Here is a 16573-nt window from a genome sequence, read left to right as displayed (position 1 = left end):
GTTGTTTGTGGTTAATTTAAGTTAATAAAGTTAGCATCTTGTATCAAAGACAACATTAGCTGTCTGATCGAGCCATTCCCAAAGCAGCCTAGTTTAAATCAGATTTTCTATTGTTTGTTCAATAAAAAGGGATTTTACGCTGAAGGATTCATAGTTTAGCTATTCAGTCGTAACACAGGAGTTGCCAGTGTACCCTGGTATAAATTATGTATTTTCCTTGTTTATTATGTATCTTTGGAAACTTATAACTTGCGAATACTCAACTCGTTCTTAGATTAAACTGAGTTCTTTCAGAACCACCTCTAACTTGTGACTGACTTCAGGCTCGGCTTCGCATAGTGGTAGCCGAGTTGAACCTACCTCCCAACCTTGAATTTTTAGTGCTGTTTTCACCGGAATGGGATTTGTAGTTAAAAATAAAGCTTTAAACAGCGGAAAAAGCTGAAGATGTATTTGGGTCGCAACCTCAATTTTCCCCACACTAAAGGATTGGATCATCTGCTGTAGTTGGTTTCCTACCAGATGAGAAGCTACGCTTACCACGCCTTTGGCACCGATCGCTAATAAAGGCAAGGTTAAAGAATCATCTCCAGCGTAAATCTGAAATTCTTTTGGTGTCAAGCGGCGAATTTCACTCGCTTGGTCTAAACTTCCACTAGCTTCTTTTATACCAACTATATTATCAATCTCCGCTAACCGGGCAACTGTTTCGGAACTAAGGTTTTGACCGGTACGACCGGGAATGTTGTACAAGAGTACAGGTAAATCGGGACAGCCTTGTGCTATCGCCTGAAAATGTTGATAAAGTCCTGCTTGCGGCGGTTTATTGTAATAGGGAACAACTTGTAAACTACCATGTACTCCTATTTTAGCTGCCTTTTGGGTGGCGGCGATCGCTTCTTTGGTGGAATTAGAACCACAGCCGGCGATCACTTTGGCTTTTCCCGCTACCGCCTGCAACACTTCCACAAACAGCTGATATTCCTCCTCCCAACTGAGAGTGGGGGATTCACCTGTTGTACCACATACCACCAATGTATCTGTACCGTTAGCGGCTAGATGTGCTGCTAGTTCTGCCGCTACATCATAGTTGACACTGCCGTCTTCTTTAAACGGCGTAATCATAGCGGTTACAACTCTACCAAAATCTCCCACCCTTTTTTCACTCCTGATTATCCTTTTTGTTGTTTGTCACTTGGTGGTTTTCTATTTTAATAATTTTTGTCAGTTGTCGGTTGTCCAAAACCCATGACTATTGACCAATGACCAATGACCATTGACTAATGACTAATAGCTAATGGTTTTAGTAGATTTTTCTCTACTAATAACTCAGCAATTTGGACTGCGTTTAATGCTGCACCTTTACGGATTTGATCGCCACATAGCCACAGTTCTAAGCCACAAGGATGAGAAATGTCTTGACGAATTCTTCCTACTAAAACTTCATCTCGACCAGTGGCTTCAATTGGCATGGGGAAATGATTTGCCTGCCAATCTTCTACCAACTTAACTCCAGGAGAGTGACTTAAAATTTCTCTAGCTTCATCTGGGCTAAACGGGGTCTCGAATTCTATATTAACTGCTTCTGAGTGGGCGCGAAGTACGGGAACCCGCACACAAGTGGCAGTTATTCTTATTTGTTGGTCACCAAATATTTTCCGGGTTTCGTTGACCATTTTCATTTCTTCTTCACAATATCCCCAATCGGTTAATGGGGAATTATGGGGAAATAAATTAAATGCCAACGGGTAAGGTAATACTTCGGCGACTGGGGTTTTGCCTTCTAAGATGGCGCTGGTTTGGGTTTGCACTTCTGCCATTGCTTTGGCTCCAGCACCGCTGGCAGATTGGTAGGTTGCTACCACCAGCCTTTTGATTGGTTTTACCTGATGTAAAGGCCATAAAGCTACTGCCATTAAAATTGTCGTGCAGTTGGGGTTAGCAATGATGCCTTGATGAGCAGCTGCGGCTTGGGGATTTACCTCTGGGACTATCAATGGTACATCCTCTTGCATCCGGAAGGCACTAGAGTTGTCAATTACTACTGCGCCTTTTTCTACAGCTTTTGCTGCCCAAGCTTTTGATGTCGAGCCACCTGCACTTGCCAGTACTATATCTACACCAAGAAAGGCGCGATCGCTCACTGCCTCTATTGGTAAATTTTCTCCTTTAAAGGGCAACGTCCGCCCCACACTCCTTTGGGAGGCTAACAATTTTAAATTCGCTACCGGGAAATTCCGGCTCTCCAGTAATTCCAGCAACTCGGTGCCTACAGCACCAGTCGCGCCCAGAATAGCTACACTATAGGATTTAGACAACCTTACTTCCTCCTTTAAGAGGTTATTTATGATTGATTGAACCGATGCAAAAAATGCAAAACTTATTTCACTATGGGAATCGTAGTTGTAAACATTAACATTAAATAAATTTTTATTTACTTTTAATTTAGTCTTTGGCTTTACCTGGGGACATTATTAAGTTTTCTTGCTGTTAATAAATTTTAGTGCCGTTTTACTTTTCCTTAATTTACTTTCTTTTGCTGACATTCATATTTTGTTACTTTTATTTAAATTATCTTATTATACAACGAATTTATCAGCGGCGAAAGAATTAAAATTCTGTCATTAGGTGTTGTTCGAGTTTCATAGTTTCTAGCTAAGTCAACAATTTTGAGAGTGAAATTGTGCTGCCAAGATGATGGATGTACTATGATCCAAGTGAACGAAAACCAGCAAAACAATAAACTGAGCTATGCAGCAGTGCAGTCAGTGCCAATAAATCCCAACTGGGAATGCAAATTCCTACTTGAAGACCAGGATATCACGCTGTTAGCCCTCTGAATCATAAATCCACTTATGTGCCCAGACATGGAGTGTGCAACCCCTAATATCAGTACATAATCTCTGGTTTTGGATGATTCAACAGTGACGGGGAGTGAGGATGAACCATTGATTGTCATTGACTGTAGAGGTGCGATCAGTAAACTTATTGCACTAAAGTGTTCAGTCTTTTGCCATTAGCAGTACACTGGATCTCTGCTGAAGGGCAAAGTCTGAGCTAAGGCTTCCTTAGATCAGACGGCAGTTCCTTTAAGCGGGCGAACCCCGCCAACGGACTGCCTCAACTTTGTCAGAAGGGCACTTATCCAGATTTGGATTATATAATGCCTTGTGCAGCCAAGAGACATCAACGAACAGCAGCGAGCGATCGCGTGCGTGTCTGTACTCGGAGTTAAAAATACCAGAAACCAGAAACGAAGCATGAAAGTCACCCAGGAAAAACTTCCCGCCAGTCAAATAGGGCTGGAAATAGAGATTACGCCGGAAATTACCCAACAAACCTACGAACAGGTAATTAAAAACCTAGCCAGTACTGCCAATATTCCTGGGTTTCGCAAAGGCAAAGTGCCTCGGCAAATATTGCTACAGCGCCTAGGTACAACTCGCATCAAGGCAGCCGCCCTAGAAGAACTAATTCAAGATGGCATAGAAAAAGCTGTTAAACAAGAAGAAATTAAAGCAATTGGGCAACCACAGTTACGCTCTTCCTTTGATGACTTAATTAATAATTATCAACCAGGGCAACCGCTGATCTTTTCTGCTGCTGTCGATGTGGAACCAGAAATCCAGATAGACCAGTATACAGGTTTACAAGCCAAAGCCGAGGAAGTCAAATATAGCCCAGAGCGTGTTGATGAAGTTCTCGATCAGGAACGCCAAAAACTGGGGACCTTGATTCCGGTGGAAGGACGTGCAGCGCAAATTGGCGATACCGCTGTTTTAGATTTTCAAGGCGTATTGGCAAAAGCTGAGGGTGAAGACGAAGCCGCCGAACCAACACCCATTCCTGGAGGAGAAGCAACTGATTTTCAGGTGGAATTATACGAAGATAAGTTTATTCCCGGATTTGTAACTGGCATCGTCGGCATGAATCCCGGGGAAACCAAAGAAATTTCCGCCCAATTCCCAGATCCTTATGCCAACGAAGAGTTAGCAGGTAAACCAGCTGTGTTCACCGTGACACTTAAGGAACTTAAGGAAAAAGAATTACCCCAATTAGATGATGACTTTGCCCAAGAAGTCAGCGACTTTGAAACCTTAGCCGAATTGCGGGCTTCCTTAGAAGAGCGCTATCAAAAAGAAGCGGAACAGAAAACCAAAGCTAATAAACAAGAAGCCTTATTAGCGGAACTACTCAAGTATGTAAAAGTTGACTTACCAGCTACTTTAATTGACCAAGAAGTAGATGCCATGCTGACACAAACAGCAATTCGGCTGTCGCAGCAGGGACTGGATGTCAGGAAATTATTTACCCAAGATATTATTCCCCAGTTACGGGAGCGATCGCGCGATGAAGCAATTGAACGCCTGCAACGCTCCCTCGCCTTACGGGAAGTCAGTAAACGTGAATCTATCCAGGTGACAGAAGAAGAAATACAAGCTAGAGTCACAGAGTTAATCCAGCAGTACCAAGACGACGATGTAGATCAAGATAGACTGCGCTCAGTAGTGGAAAATGACCTCACAACCGAAAAAATTGTCGATTGGCTCTTAGAACACTCATCAGTTGAACTTGTGCCCGAAGGCTCTTTGAGTACCCCAGACGAGGAAGCAGAAGCAGAATCGTCCCCAGAAAACGCCGCAGAAAGTGGCGAAGCGGCTGCAACTGAAGGGGAATAGGGAATAGCAGGGGAGCAGGGGTGACAAGGGGGACAAGGAGGAGAAAGGAGTTTTCTTCCCCATCTCCCCCTCCCACAATGCCCAATGCCCCATGCCCCATGCCCCATGCCCCACACCCCATATCTAATTTTCCCGCTAGAATGGTTAACAAATGTTAAAGAAATCACCACATCTGTAACTATCTTGGCGAGATACTGGGTTACACGATAAAAATTTAGATGAGGCATAATGGTTAACACATAGCGCAAATAAAAATCTAAATTAGTGAAAGAGGCAGTGTATTGCTGCTTTGATGTTTGTCCCACTTAGTTGTCAAATGTTTTTTTATGCTTTTATCGCAGTCGGGAAATTACCCAATTAGCAGCTTAAGTCGAATGAATATTAATTCTCACTTGAGCGGCCCCAACAACATCGTACCGATGGTTGTAGAACAATCTGGTATGGGAGAAAGGGCATTCGACATCTACTCCCGCCTGCTCAGAGAGCGGATTATCTTTTTGGGAACACCAATCGATGATGCAGTTGCCAATTCGATTGTTGCTCAATTATTATTCCTGGATGCTGAAGACTCTGAAAAGGACATTCAGCTATACATAAATTCTCCTGGTGGTTCGGTCTACGCAGGGATGGCAATCTATGATACAATACAACAAATCCGTCCCGATGTTGTTACTATCTGTTTCGGATTAGCCGCAAGCATGGGGGCATTTTTGCTGACATCAGGGACTCAGGGTAAGCGTATGTCTTTACCCGATTCTCGGATTATGATTCACCAACCACTTGGTGGAGCTCAAGGGCAAGCAATTGACATAGAAATTCAAGCCAGAGAAATTCTTTACATTAAGGGTAAGTTGAATCAGTTACTGTCTCAGCATACTGGTCAATCCTTAGAAAGAATTGAAGCAGATACAGAACGCGACTTTTTCATGTCGGCAGAAGAAGCGAAGACCTACGGTTTGATTGACCAAGTCATTTCCAGACAAAATATTCCCACACCAGGGGAAAACGTCACCATTCTGAAATAAGAGGCTGGTATGTCTAAGTACGACTCCCATTTAAAATGTTCGTTTTGTGGCAAGTCTCAAGAGCAGGTGCGTAAATTAATCGCAGGGCCGGGAGTCTACATCTGCGATGAATGCGTTGACTTGTGTAATGAAATACTTGATGAGGAATTGCTTGACACCAATGGTGCCGCAGCGACGCAACCAGCACCAAAGTCTGAGCCTCCTCAGAAACGCCGTACCCGCTCTTCCAGTCTTTCGTTTAACCAAATACCTAAGCCTAGAGAGATTAAAAAGTATCTAGACGAACACGTCATTGGTCAAGACGAAGCGAAGAAAGTTCTGTCAGTGGCAGTCTACAATCACTATAAGCGGTTGGCAATAGTTCAGTCTAAGGCCAGTGGTAAGCCGGGGACAGAAGATGCTGTAGAACTGCAAAAGTCGAATATTTTGTTAATTGGCCCTACTGGCTGTGGCAAAACACTCTTGGCGCAAACCCTAGCGAAAATACTCGATGTCCCCTTTGCTGTTGCTGATGCCACAACTTTAACAGAAGCTGGGTATGTGGGCGAAGATGTGGAAAACATCTTGCTGCGACTGTTGCAGGTGGCAGATTTGGATGTCGAAGAAGCCCAACGGGGAATTATCTACATCGACGAAATTGACAAAATTGCGCGAAAGAGTGAGAATCCCTCAATTACACGCGATGTCTCAGGCGAAGGTGTACAGCAAGCTTTGCTGAAAATGCTAGAGGGGACGATCGCTAACGTACCACCCCAAGGCGGCCGTAAGCATCCCTATCAAGACTGTATCCAGATTGATACCAGCAATATCCTGTTTGTTTGTGGCGGAGCCTTCGTTGGTTTAGAGAAGGTTGTGGATCAGAGAGTGGGTAAAAAGTCAATAGGCTTTGTACAACCTGGAGAAGGACAAACAAAAGAAAAACGGGCAGCAGATACGCTCCGCTATCTAGAACCGGATGATTTGGTAAAATTTGGCATGATTCCCGAATTTATCGGGCGGATACCAATGGTAGCCGTGGTAGATCCCCTAGATGAAGAAGCGTTGATGGCGATTCTCACCCAACCACGCAGCGCCTTAGTCAAGCAGTACCAAAAACTCCTGAAGATGGATAATGTCCAATTAGACTTTAAACCAGATGCCTTGCGAGCGATCGCTCAAGAAGCCTACCGCCGCAAAACTGGAGCTAGAGCATTACGGGGCATTGTCGAGGAACTGATGTTGGATGTCATGTATGAGTTACCCTCTCGTAAAGACGTAACTCGCTGTACAGTTACAAGAGAAATGGTTGAGAAGCGTTCCACTGCCGAACTTTTAGTACATCCCTCTTCCCTACCGAAACCAGAATCAGCATAAGAGTCAAAAGTCAAAAGTCAAAAGTCAAGAGTTTTTAGTACCAAAAAATAATCAATAATAAAAAACAAATGACTAATGACCAATGACCAATGACAAAGGACAAATGACCAATGCCTTACATTAATGTTCGTGGTGTTGAGCATTACTACGAGTGGGTGAGAAAACCATCTAATTCCTGGGTAAAGCCAGTGATGGTTTTCATCCACGGTTGGGCTGGTTCGGCTAGGTACTGGCGAAGTACAGCTAATGCTTTAGTAGATCAATTTGATTGTTTACTTTATGATTTACGAGGCTTTGGGCGTTCTGCTGGTAAACCAAGTATAGTCCAAGCCAGTGAATCTGTTGCGGAATCGCGATCGCTTGCACAAGAAGTAGCAGCAATCCAAGAATTAACATATGAATTAGAAGAATACGCCGATGACTTGGCTGCGTTGCTAGATCAATTGCAGCTTCAGCGTGTTTATATAAATGCTCACTCGATGGGCGCGTCCATTGCAACACTGTTTACCAACCGCTATCCCCAAAAAGTCGAACTGTTAATTTTGACTTGTAGCGGAATTTTTGAGTACGACGAAAAAGCCTTTGCAGCTTTTCATAAATTCGGCGGCTACGTAGTCAAATTCCGTCCTAACTGGTTAAGTAAAATACCATTTGTAGACCGGATGTTTATGGCGAGATTTTTGCATCGCCCCATACCAAAAGCCGAGCGACAGGCTTTTTTGCAAGATTTTCTGGAAGCTGATTATGATGCGGCTTTAGGTACAATTTTTACTTCTGTAAGCAAGGCGCAATCGGAAGTAATGCCGCAAGAGTTTGCTAAACTAACAGTACCAGTACTGTTAGTTGCGGGAGAGTATGACAAGATTATTCCCGCTGCAATGGGGCGGCAAGCCGCAGCGATGAATGATAATGTTGAATTTGCCATGCTTGCAAATACAGCTCATTTCCCAATGTTAGAAGATGCGTCCACTTACCTACAGCGGGTGCGGGAGTTTTTGCAACTTCCCACAACAGTTGATGAAAGTTGATGTCAAATCTGACTATTTTGTTTCTAGAATGCGCGGATGGGTAGGTGTTGAAAATGGGGTTTATACAAAAATGCCTGAGACTCCTCAACTGTAAGACTTTCAAAGATTAATTGCTGTTAAACCACCCGCGCGCCTTACACAGACTCACTTTCAGCGATTTTGGTTTTGCTTTTTCTCTATTGCTGATGTTATTATTTACCTATCCGCGCACCATAAATTTGACAACCTTATATTACTTGACTTTCAGGCTGCCGCAGTTGAAATTTCATTTAATCCCTATTAGGGATTGAAACTTTGCTCAAATCTCTTCACTGCTTCATAAGTTTCTGGTTGAAATTTCACGTAATCCCTATTAGGGATTGAAACTTATCTATATCGTGAACGAGCCAATATTCAATGTTGAAATTTCACGTAATCCCTATTAGGGATTGAAACTTATTAGGTATATAGTTTCTATTGCTAAAAATGTGTTGAAATTTCACTTAATCCCTATTAGGGATTGAAACTATTTCATTCATATTTAACCTATTGAACTTCTACGTTGAAATTTCACTTAATCCCTATTAGGGATTGAAACTATTTCATTCATATTTAACCTATTGAACTTCTACGTTGAAATTTCACTTAATCCCTATTAGGGATTGAAACCGCTCCTTAATTTTTTCCGTTCTGCAGGAACTTTACAGCAGTTTTCGCCTAGTTGAACCACACTCTCAGGGCACAGCCGTGCTCATACGTGTCAACTTAACGTGAAACCCTTACCAAGACGTGATGAGCGAATTCTCTCACTTAACATCATGATCCGCGTCACCCCACCCCGGCTTTGCTGACGCAAAACCTCCCCTCCCCGTAAACGGGGAGGGGATTGAGGGGTGGGGTAAAATGCCTGTGGGATAAGCCTTTTAACTTAAGTTGACACCAATGAGCCGTGCTGTGCCCCTACGGCAAATGTGGTCAATTTACCTGAAAATAGCTGTGTTTTGAATCATAAGTTGGTTCATCCCCAGAAATGGTGAAGCCATCGCCACACCTCCAAATAGTTGATAATTTAATTATCACAACCTTAATATCGTCCAGCCAGAACTCGTTCAGCACTCAAATCCAAGTTTGGGAAAGTAGGAGAGATGATGCGTTCGTGGTTTCGGAAAGCGATCGCATCATAAAATCCTTCTACTAAGGTACATATAGTTACTACCTCTTGAATCGGATCGACAATCCAATATTCAGGAATTTCCAGAACAGCATACTCGGAACGCTTGCTGCGGTAATCTGTGGTTTGAGTAGATTCACTCACGACTTCCACAACAAGTATCGGGGGAGGTTCGTTGAGTTCGATGATTGCTTCCCGGTTGAAGAGTGCTTCCCACTGCTCTGTTGGTAAAACTACCACATCTGGTATGCGTGAGGTGTCCCAGCGTCCCCCGCGTGGCGAACGAATCCCGACAGCAAACTTTTGTGCTGTCCAATTCCTCCCCATTTTGGCACTTTCGTCATCGAAGGTGCGCTCTAAAAACTTGGAAATTCCGCCATGTTTACCAGTACCAAGACTCATGGGGATTAATTCTCCATCAACTAATTCGTATTGGGTATCCGTACCATCCTTATAATTGAGATACTCTGCAAAAGTCAGTTTCTTGGTGACTGCGGTCATAGCGATCGCTTTCCTCCTCTGGGCACCTCTGCGCCTTTGCGTGAGAAAAAACCACAAAGACACAGAGATAGGAATTAACTCAAACCCAATTCTCGTTTCAATAAATTAATCGACTTAGCACCAATATAATTATCAACCTTAATCAACTTGGGCGGACGAATAATATCTTCCGCAGCAGCATGTACCGCAGCTTGCACTGCTGTATAACTGGCTTGATCGCTGATAATTACTTCAGCCCGCTTGACGATCGCCTGAAGTTTGTATGCATCTTTTGGTTGGGTAGTCATCACCAGTAGTTCATCTCCCCGCAAGCCGTGGAGAATGACTTCGGCGGCGCGGGCTATTCCCGAACTCAGGCTAACTATACCGACACAGTTTTCTTTGGGTAAAGTTTTCAGCAGGTTGAGTTCTTTTGAATAATCGTAAATATCCAGAGGAATTACCCTTACAGCTTTTGGGGAAGCGATTTCTTCTACCTCGCCAATAAAATACCGACTAGTGACTACTGTCGCAGAGGAAGTTTTATCTAGTACAGATGCTAATTCTTCCATTGGTATCAACTGGATCGGTATTTGCAGCGCTTTTTCTAATTCATAGACCATCAACTCGCCTGCACCCATATCATAGGATGGGACAGCCACTAGCACCTGGGCGCTGCAACGCAAGCGCCAATCTATTTCTGCTAAAAATAGCTCCCGCGCCTCAGAAAGCGAACATCCTTGGGAAAGTAGCTCATCAAGTGCTTGCTGGACAACTTTGTCTGCTTCGGGATGTTGTTTAAGAATCGGTGATTGCAGTCTGCTACCGCCCTCATGACCTTGAGCGCGGACATAAATCCCTGAACCTGCTAGACTTTCAACAAATCCATCTTCTTCTAACTGACGATAAACCTTGCTGATCGTATTACGGTGTAAACCTGTTTGCATAGCCAGTGCCCGCGTGCTTGGTAATTTATACCCTGGTGGATATTGCCGGGAAGCGATCGCAAACCGGATTTGATTAAACAGCTGGGTTGATGCGGGAATTTCACTGTCTGGCTGAATACGGAATTGAATCATCACCAAACCTCCAAGAGTGCTAATAGCGGCATGTTACCAGCTGTATCTGCTACTTGGAATTTCTCTAGGGAAAATCTCTGGTGTACCGACTTTTGTTAATAGATAATCTGATGGTTCTAAGCTTTGAGATACTGGCATAGTTATATCAAATAAACACGCAACCCTGGTAAAAACTATTATGACAGAGCAAGCAATCGACACCACAACGGTTCAAATTTCGCAAGATAATTTTTCAATGGTAGCTTACTTAGCACAGCCACAAGCATCAGGCTCTTACCCAGCAATTGTAGTCTTGCAGGAGATTTTTGGTGTTAACGATCATATTCGCGATGTCACAGAAAGAATCGCCAAGCTGGGTTATGTGGCGATCGCACCTGCACTGTTCCAACGTCAAGCACCGGGCTTTGAAACTGGCTATACTTCTGAAGATATCGAAATTGGTAGAGGCTATGCAATGCAAACCAAAGCCTCTGAGTTATTGAGCGATATTCAAAGTGCGATCAATTACACCAAAACCCTCCCCAAAGTCAAACAAGATAGCTTTGGCTGTATCGGCTTCTGTTTTGGTGGTCATGTAGCATATCTTGCTGCTACCCTACCAGATATCAAAGCCAGTGCTTCCTTTTATGGTGCAGGAATTACTACCCGTACACCAGGGGGTGGTGACCCCACTGTGACCCGTACCAGAGATATTAAAGGTACGCTTTACGCCTTTTTTGGTCTAGAAGATGCCAGCATTCCCGTTGAACAGGTAGATGAAATTGAAACAGCGTTAGAAAAATACAAAATTCCGCACCGTGTCTTTCGCTACGATGGAGCTGATCACGGATTTTTCTGCGACCGTCGCGCCAGTTATAATCCTAAAGTTGCCGCCGATGCTTGGGAGCAGGTAAAACAACTCTTTGGTCAACTGGCCTAAAAACCTCCGCCGTCAGTAGTCAGTGGTTAGTCGAAAACAACTGATTATTGAAAATTAACAATAATTATCTTCAAAAGTCATGAATTCCGAATCGAAACGTTCTCAAACAGCCAATTCGCCATTTACAATGGACGATTTTGCCAAAGCACTGGAAAAACACGATTACCAGTTTCAAAAAGGACAAATAGTGCATGGTAAAGTTTTCCAACTTGACCATGATGGGGCTTATGTTGATATTGGTGGCAAATCGTCGGCTTTTATTCCCCGTGATGAGGCTTCTTTGAGAGCAGTTACCGATTTGTCTGAAGTTTTGCCAATGCAAGAGGAACTGGAATTTTTAATTATCCGCGAGCAGGATGCAGAAGGTCAAGTCACGCTTTCGCGGAAACAATTAGAAATTCAGCATATCTGGGAAAAACTAGCGCAAATGCAAGAAAATTCCCAAACTGTACCAGTGCGGGTGACGGGGGTAAATAAAGGTGGTGTCACCGTAGAGATTCAATCTTTGCGGGGATTCATTCCGCGATCGCACTTGATTGAGCGTGATAATTTAGAAGCACTCAAAGGTCAAACTCTCACTGTCGGCTTTTTGGAAGTAGACCGCAATAACAAAAAGCTGATACTTTCCCAGCGTTTGGCGACTCGTTCTAGTAGCTTTAGCTTGTTAGAACTAGGTCAATTAGTGTCAGGTAAAGTTACTGGCATTAAACCTTTTGGTGTATTTGTAGATTTAGATGGTGTCAGTGCTTTACTGCATATTAAGCAAGTCACCCAAAAATTTATTGAGTCTCTGGATAAAGTGTTTCAAATTGGTCAGCCGATTAAAGCTGTGATTATTGACTTAGATGAAGGTAAAGGCCGGGTTGCACTTTCCACCAGAGTTTTGGAAAATTTCCCCGGTGAAGTTTTAGAAAATATGGATGAAGTCATGGCTTCAGCGGAAGCGCGTGCTAATCGTGCTAGTCAAAAAGCTGACCAATAGCGTAGACACGCCACGACTATTAATTTTTACTCATCAGACGCTTTTCTTACTAATTACTTTTGCGGTGGTAAGAAAGCGTCTTTGTATTAACGCTCTATAATGGCAATAGCAGACTAACGAAGAAGATAATGGATTAATACTTGCGCCTAGATTTTTTAGGAAAGCCGAACAAAAAATTCAAAAATTGAGTAGGGCTAAACTTAGAAAGCGTTCACCAAATTTCAAAAAGAAAATCAAGGCTTCTAGAAGGTCGAAGAAAACGACTAAGTTAGTTAGTAAGTTGAATAGAAAAGTTGCTAGCCAACAGACAGAATATTGTTCACCAGGAAACACAGGGATATATATTCCAAAAATTAACTCAGCAAATCTACCAGTAACTTTTGGCTGTCTGCCGTATTTGAATTTTTATGCAGCGTTGATTAAGCTGATTCTAGATGAGTAACCGGAATTTGTTCAGTTCTCTCAGGGGCTTTTGCTCCAGTTGCAACAGCATGAACCGCATGAAGAATATCGGCTGAGTAGTATCTATTGCCACAGGTATCACAAACACCAATCGTTACATCTTCAAGTATGACGAATCCATCTCGATGTTTGAATGCTTCGCGTTTAACTTTGCGGGGCTGAACGGTTCCTTCGCAATACTCGCATCTGTATCCGTACATAAGGCTATCTCTCAAGTTCAGTGACTTCATAAACCGTGATGATGAGGTAACGTCCGGTACTAGCGAAACGTCCAACCACTCCCACAGGTGTTTGTTGAGCTAATGCAGTCCCCACTACTACATATTTTGTCCCTCTAGGGTCATCTTTTTCAACTCGAATAACTTGACCGTTCAAAACAGCCTCTTCCACATCCAAAATTGTCAGCATATCCTCAGCCATCTCTTCCATTGCATGAGCTGACATATCGTATTGTTGAAGTCTAATCTTTTCTCTGATCCGGTCAATATCACTGGGAGGCACTTTACTGATTGAGGTTGTGTAATAATCTTAAAAATCCACTAGAAGTTCTCCACTCAAAAGTCATTTTTCCTGGTGATAGCTATTTCGGAGTGACTCTAACTTTTCTGCATTAAAAGCAAATTGAATTGACTCAACTAGTTCTACCCAACTTTGTAACATAGCCTCCGAGCGAGCTTGACAGAATTCATTAGCGAAAAATTCCGCCCACCACTGGGGTGCTTGCTTATTTTGATGAGGTTCATGTTGCTTGCGCCAGCGTCTGCGCCATTTGACAAAGTCTGCTTTGTTAGGTGATTTTACACCCAAAATTGGCGGAAAATCAGCATAGCTGACGAACTTGCTCACGCCTTTACCGTGGACATAAACCATGTACCGCCAGCATTCCACTGTATATATATCTTCAATGCTAATTTGGAATATTAAGCAAATTGCCTCTTCTGTGACAAATCGCGCCAATGGGTGAACAATTGCTGATTTGTGAACAATTTTTGACTCACGGATGACAAGCGCGTTGGGCTTGAGTGATGATAACATAAGACTAAATTTCTGTTTAAAAGGAATGGGATTTCTGCTTAAAGGGAATGGCTTCCGTTTAAAGGTAATGCTTTCCGTTAGCAGAGAGAACTTCTCTGGAAACAGGATGTACGTGAAAAACCCAAATACGATCGCCCTTTAGTTTTCCAGGCCAGAGGGCGATTGTTATTATTTAGGATATAATTATTAAACGACTCATATCAGTCATTTGTCAAGTAAATTATGGGAATGGTTAGGCTAAAGATTCGAGAATTTGCTGCGGAGAAGGGCTGGACGCTGAAAGAGGTATCTGACCGTTCTGGTGTGGTTTATAGTACTCTCAGAACCTATGCGCGATCGCCTGGACTTGCAACTGTAGATTTTACCGCAATTGTGAAGTTAGCACGCACTTTTGATGTGATGATTGAGGAATTGGTTGAGGTGGTGCAAGAATAATTTATGCGCTCATGAGGGCGATGTCTAACGACAAGCCGCTGACGCTCCTTAGTCGCTAACGCTGACGCTCGAAGACTCGCTACCGCTACGCTAACGCTAATGCGTCTACGCTTTTATCTTAAGGCAACGGTGGCACCTCAAACTCATTAAACGACGAAACATCGACAGATGAAGCACTTAATGCTCTCAAGAGCTTACCGTCGAGAGTCAGCAAAGTAGCACCCACCTGTTGTGAAAGCGCAACATAAGAAGCATCGTAGGCTGAAATGCCATAAGCTAAAGCAATAGTCACTGCATTCGCCATCAAATCGGCTGTGGAGACAACACGTAACGGGAAAGCTTTGAGAGTAGCTAAATCTGCCTGTACCTCAGCAGCAGTGTACATCCCAGCGCGGACATATTTCCATAAAGCGTTGGCACATTCGATGTAAAACAGGTCTGGGACATAGATTTCAGTCTGTGGATTGGTAAGATGTCCAAAGAGTTGATTAACTTTAGCAGTTAATGGATCAGCGATAAAATACTTGATGCACACATTGGTATCTACCACGCATCTGAGAGGGTTGCTCATCTGTCGCGGTCTTCTCGAATCAGTTCAGTACTATCAGGTAATCCAAAGTCTGCTGGATTTAAGCGACGACGATTACTACTTTCCTCTAAAAGCTTGAGGACATTCTTTCGCCTTTCTTCTTCTGTTTGCTGTATCTTTGTTTCTAAGGCATTCTGCAATATTGTAATCACTTGAGCATCAATTGAGCGATGTTCAGCTTCAGCTAACTCTTGCAATCGTTTATATAAATCATCGGGTATATTTAGCAGATTCAGAGTTGCCATTGTTCGACCTCTCAAAGGTATTTACTGGTAATAGTAGCATGATGTAAGTTAGGGGATAAAGCAGGCGATCGCTTACATCTAAATATCCAAATTGAAAACTTTTTCTAGCAATAAAGACTGTTGTCTTTTAGGTTCAGTATCTCTTTTTCCTGGTAGTAATCCAGCAGCATAAAGGATTGCTAAAATAAATAACACACCCATGAGGGAATAAAGAATTAGATTACTTGTTGATTCATGACTTATTTGATATATATTTACCGCTGGTGCTATCGCTTTCGTGCTGACAAAATTTGTTGCCGTTGGAGTTGTATTTAAATCTTTTAGTACTTCTTCTATTGATTGATATCTAATACTAAATTCATAGCGAACCATTTTAGACAAAATATTTGCTAGCCAATCACTAACTTCTGCTTGATCTCGCCAGACAACCTCTCCGAAACTATCCAATGTTAAAGCTTGAGGTTCTAAACCTGTGAGTGCTTCAATTGCAGTCATTCCTAATGCATAAATATCACTGTTGAATTGAGGATATCCCCGCATTTGCTCTACCGGAGCATAACCTTGTGTAAAAATCTGAGTTCCCGGTTTCTGGAGCCGAGTATTTTTGGCAATAAATTCTTTAACTGCGCCAAAGTCAATTAAAAACAAATTATCATTGGGAGTCAAAATAATATTATCTGGTTTAATATCCCGATGGATAATATTATTGCTATGCACAAATAGCAGAATATTTATTAATTTATCTAATATTTTGATAACCTCAGGTTCTTCTAGCCTCTTGCGAGATTTTATTTCTTTAGTTAAAGTATGTCCTTGAATATACTGTTGGATGAGGTAAAACTCTTGATTTTCTTCTAGGTAGCCAAAAAACTGAGGAATCTGCGGATGTTTATTTAAATTTTTCAGAATAGTGACTTCGCGCTGGAAAAGTTGCTTCGCTATAGCCACCTCACTTTGATTAGTGCTGGAAAACGTAAAATGCTTGACTGCATACTGAACACCAGACACAGACAAGTCATTAGCTAGATAAGTTCTGCTAAAACCACCTTCTCCCAGCAATGCAACAATTTCGTAACGTCCGCCGAGAATTTTTGATATACCTGTATTCATGT

17 protein-coding genes are annotated in these 16573 nt (G+C 42.7%); 7 read left to right on the top strand and 10 right to left on the bottom strand.

The features are described from left to right. Positions 1–270 precede the first annotated feature (270 nt). Positions 271–1155: a 4-hydroxy-tetrahydrodipicolinate synthase gene (dapA, locus tag AACU32_RS35845; protein ID WP_096607019.1), complete on the bottom strand. Its 885-nt coding sequence runs from the start codon at positions 1153–1155 to the stop codon at positions 271–273. A 125-nt stretch (positions 1156–1280) separates the two neighbouring features. Continuing rightward, positions 1281–2318 carry an aspartate-semialdehyde dehydrogenase gene (locus tag AACU32_RS35840; protein ID WP_096607018.1) on the bottom strand — a complete coding sequence of 346 codons (1038 nt, stop codon included), beginning with the start codon at positions 2316–2318 and terminating at the stop codon, positions 1281–1283. A gap of 942 nt (positions 2319–3260) precedes the next feature. On the opposite strand from AACU32_RS35840, the gene tig reads away from it, so the two are divergent. The 4 genes from tig (at position 3261) to AACU32_RS35820 (ending at position 8085) form a co-directional block, all read left to right on the top strand. Further along, positions 3261–4679: a trigger factor gene (gene tig / locus AACU32_RS35835; protein WP_096607017.1), complete on the top strand. Its 1419-nt coding sequence runs from the start codon at positions 3261–3263 to the stop codon at positions 4677–4679. Between the two features lie 326 nt (positions 4680–5005). Next, on the top strand, positions 5006–5704 hold the full coding sequence (clpP, locus tag AACU32_RS35830) for an ATP-dependent Clp endopeptidase proteolytic subunit ClpP (RefSeq protein WP_096607016.1): 699 nt from the start codon (positions 5006–5008) through the stop codon (positions 5702–5704). Between the two features lie 9 nt (positions 5705–5713). Further along, positions 5714–7057 carry an ATP-dependent protease ATP-binding subunit ClpX gene (clpX, locus tag AACU32_RS35825; RefSeq protein ID WP_096607015.1) on the top strand — a complete coding sequence of 448 codons (1344 nt, stop codon included), beginning with the start codon at positions 5714–5716 and terminating at the stop codon, positions 7055–7057. A gap of 110 nt (positions 7058–7167) precedes the next feature. Then, entirely contained in the window at positions 7168–8085 is a 918-nt protein-coding gene (locus AACU32_RS35820) for an alpha/beta fold hydrolase (protein WP_096607014.1), read from the top strand. Between the two features lie 1063 nt (positions 8086–9148). Here the strand turns inward: AACU32_RS35820 and AACU32_RS35815 are convergent. Beyond that, positions 9149–9736, bottom strand: a complete 588-nt coding sequence (locus tag AACU32_RS35815) for a Uma2 family endonuclease (protein ID WP_096607013.1) — start codon at positions 9734–9736, stop codon at positions 9149–9151. Positions 9737–9810: 74 nt separating this feature from the next. Continuing rightward, a complete protein-coding gene (locus AACU32_RS35810; protein WP_096607012.1) occupies positions 9811–10794 on the bottom strand; it encodes a GntR family transcriptional regulator in 984 nt (327 codons plus the stop codon). A 178-nt stretch (positions 10795–10972) separates the two neighbouring features. On the opposite strand from AACU32_RS35810, the gene AACU32_RS35805 reads away from it, so the two are divergent. Continuing rightward, positions 10973–11713: a dienelactone hydrolase family protein gene (locus AACU32_RS35805; RefSeq protein ID WP_096607011.1), complete on the top strand. Its 741-nt coding sequence runs from the start codon at positions 10973–10975 to the stop codon at positions 11711–11713. Positions 11714–11792: 79 nt separating this feature from the next. Then, the gene (locus tag AACU32_RS35800) at positions 11793–12695 is read left to right on the top strand and encodes a S1 RNA-binding domain-containing protein (protein ID WP_096607010.1); all 903 of its coding nucleotides are present in this window, start codon (positions 11793–11795) and stop codon (positions 12693–12695) included. Between the two features lie 419 nt (positions 12696–13114). On the opposite strand, the gene AACU32_RS35795 is transcribed toward AACU32_RS35800, so the two are convergent. Genes AACU32_RS35795 through AACU32_RS35785 form a run of 3 tightly spaced genes read right to left on the bottom strand, consistent with a single transcriptional unit; the run spans position 13115 to position 14192 of the window. After that, a complete protein-coding gene (locus AACU32_RS35795; RefSeq protein ID WP_096607009.1) occupies positions 13115–13357 on the bottom strand; it encodes a YgiT-type zinc finger protein in 243 nt (80 codons plus the stop codon). Between the two features lie 4 nt (positions 13358–13361). Then, positions 13362–13658 carry a DUF4258 domain-containing protein gene (locus AACU32_RS35790; RefSeq protein ID WP_096607008.1) on the bottom strand — a complete coding sequence of 99 codons (297 nt, stop codon included), beginning with the start codon at positions 13656–13658 and terminating at the stop codon, positions 13362–13364. A 60-nt stretch (positions 13659–13718) separates the two neighbouring features. Continuing rightward, the gene (locus tag AACU32_RS35785; RefSeq protein WP_096607007.1) at positions 13719–14192 is read right to left on the bottom strand and encodes a hypothetical protein; all 474 of its coding nucleotides are present in this window, start codon (positions 14190–14192) and stop codon (positions 13719–13721) included. Between the two features lie 222 nt (positions 14193–14414). On the opposite strand from AACU32_RS35785, the gene AACU32_RS35780 reads away from it, so the two are divergent. Next, on the top strand, positions 14415–14627 hold the full coding sequence (locus tag AACU32_RS35780) for a helix-turn-helix domain-containing protein (RefSeq protein WP_096607006.1): 213 nt from the start codon (positions 14415–14417) through the stop codon (positions 14625–14627). Positions 14628–14745: 118 nt separating this feature from the next. Here the strand turns inward: AACU32_RS35780 and AACU32_RS35775 are convergent, their stop codons facing one another. The 3 genes from AACU32_RS35775 to AACU32_RS35765 all read right to left on the bottom strand — a co-directional run bounded on the left by AACU32_RS35775 (position 14746) and on the right by AACU32_RS35765 (position 16571). Further along, positions 14746–15198: a type II toxin-antitoxin system VapC family toxin gene (locus AACU32_RS35775; RefSeq protein ID WP_096607005.1), complete on the bottom strand. Its 453-nt coding sequence runs from the start codon at positions 15196–15198 to the stop codon at positions 14746–14748. Continuing rightward, entirely contained in the window at positions 15195–15461 is a 267-nt protein-coding gene (locus AACU32_RS35770) for a FitA-like ribbon-helix-helix domain-containing protein (RefSeq protein ID WP_096607004.1), read from the bottom strand. Before AACU32_RS35770 ends, AACU32_RS35775 begins: the two co-directional genes overlap by 4 nt. 78 nt (positions 15462–15539) lie before the next feature. Next, positions 15540–16571: a serine/threonine-protein kinase gene (locus tag AACU32_RS35765; RefSeq protein WP_096607003.1), complete on the bottom strand. Its 1032-nt coding sequence runs from the start codon at positions 16569–16571 to the stop codon at positions 15540–15542. Positions 16572–16573 lie beyond the last annotated feature (2 nt).

Origin of the sequence: Calothrix sp. NIES-2100 (assembly GCF_963875285.1) — a bacterium.
In the GTDB taxonomy this organism is placed as follows: domain Bacteria; phylum Cyanobacteriota; class Cyanobacteriia; order Cyanobacteriales; family Nostocaceae; genus Aulosira.
Note: the sequence above shows the minus strand (reverse complement) of the source record. Positions and strands in the feature narration are given on the sequence as shown.

Bases quoted from the DNA above. Each gene is read 5' to 3' on its own strand.
- AACU32_RS35820 (WP_096607014.1), top strand. From the start codon at position 7,168: ATGCCTTACATTAATGTTCGTGGTGTTGAGCATTACTACGAGTGGGTG.
- AACU32_RS35800 (WP_096607010.1), top strand. From the start codon at position 11,793: ATGAATTCCGAATCGAAACGTTCTCAAACAGCCAATTCGCCATTTACA.
- AACU32_RS35810 (WP_096607012.1), bottom strand. From the start codon at position 10,794: ATGATTCAATTCCGTATTCAGCCAGACAGTGAAATTCCCGCATCAACC.
- AACU32_RS35785 (WP_096607007.1), bottom strand. From the start codon at position 14,192: ATGTTATCATCACTCAAGCCCAACGCGCTTGTCATCCGTGAGTCAAAA.
- AACU32_RS35770 (WP_096607004.1), bottom strand. From the start codon at position 15,461: ATGGCAACTCTGAATCTGCTAAATATACCCGATGATTTATATAAACGA.
- clpP (WP_096607016.1), top strand. From the start codon at position 5,006: ATGCTTTTATCGCAGTCGGGAAATTACCCAATTAGCAGCTTAAGTCGA.
- AACU32_RS35780 (WP_096607006.1), top strand. From the start codon at position 14,415: ATGGGAATGGTTAGGCTAAAGATTCGAGAATTTGCTGCGGAGAAGGGC.
- AACU32_RS35805 (WP_096607011.1), top strand. From the start codon at position 10,973: ATGACAGAGCAAGCAATCGACACCACAACGGTTCAAATTTCGCAAGAT.
- AACU32_RS35775 (WP_096607005.1), bottom strand. From the start codon at position 15,198: ATGAGCAACCCTCTCAGATGCGTGGTAGATACCAATGTGTGCATCAAG.
- AACU32_RS35795 (WP_096607009.1), bottom strand. From the start codon at position 13,357: ATGTACGGATACAGATGCGAGTATTGCGAAGGAACCGTTCAGCCCCGC.
- tig (WP_096607017.1), top strand. From the start codon at position 3,261: ATGAAAGTCACCCAGGAAAAACTTCCCGCCAGTCAAATAGGGCTGGAA.
- AACU32_RS35815 (WP_096607013.1), bottom strand. From the start codon at position 9,736: ATGACCGCAGTCACCAAGAAACTGACTTTTGCAGAGTATCTCAATTAT.
- AACU32_RS35765 (WP_096607003.1), bottom strand. From the start codon at position 16,571: ATGAATACAGGTATATCAAAAATTCTCGGCGGACGTTACGAAATTGTT.
- clpX (WP_096607015.1), top strand. From the start codon at position 5,714: ATGTCTAAGTACGACTCCCATTTAAAATGTTCGTTTTGTGGCAAGTCT.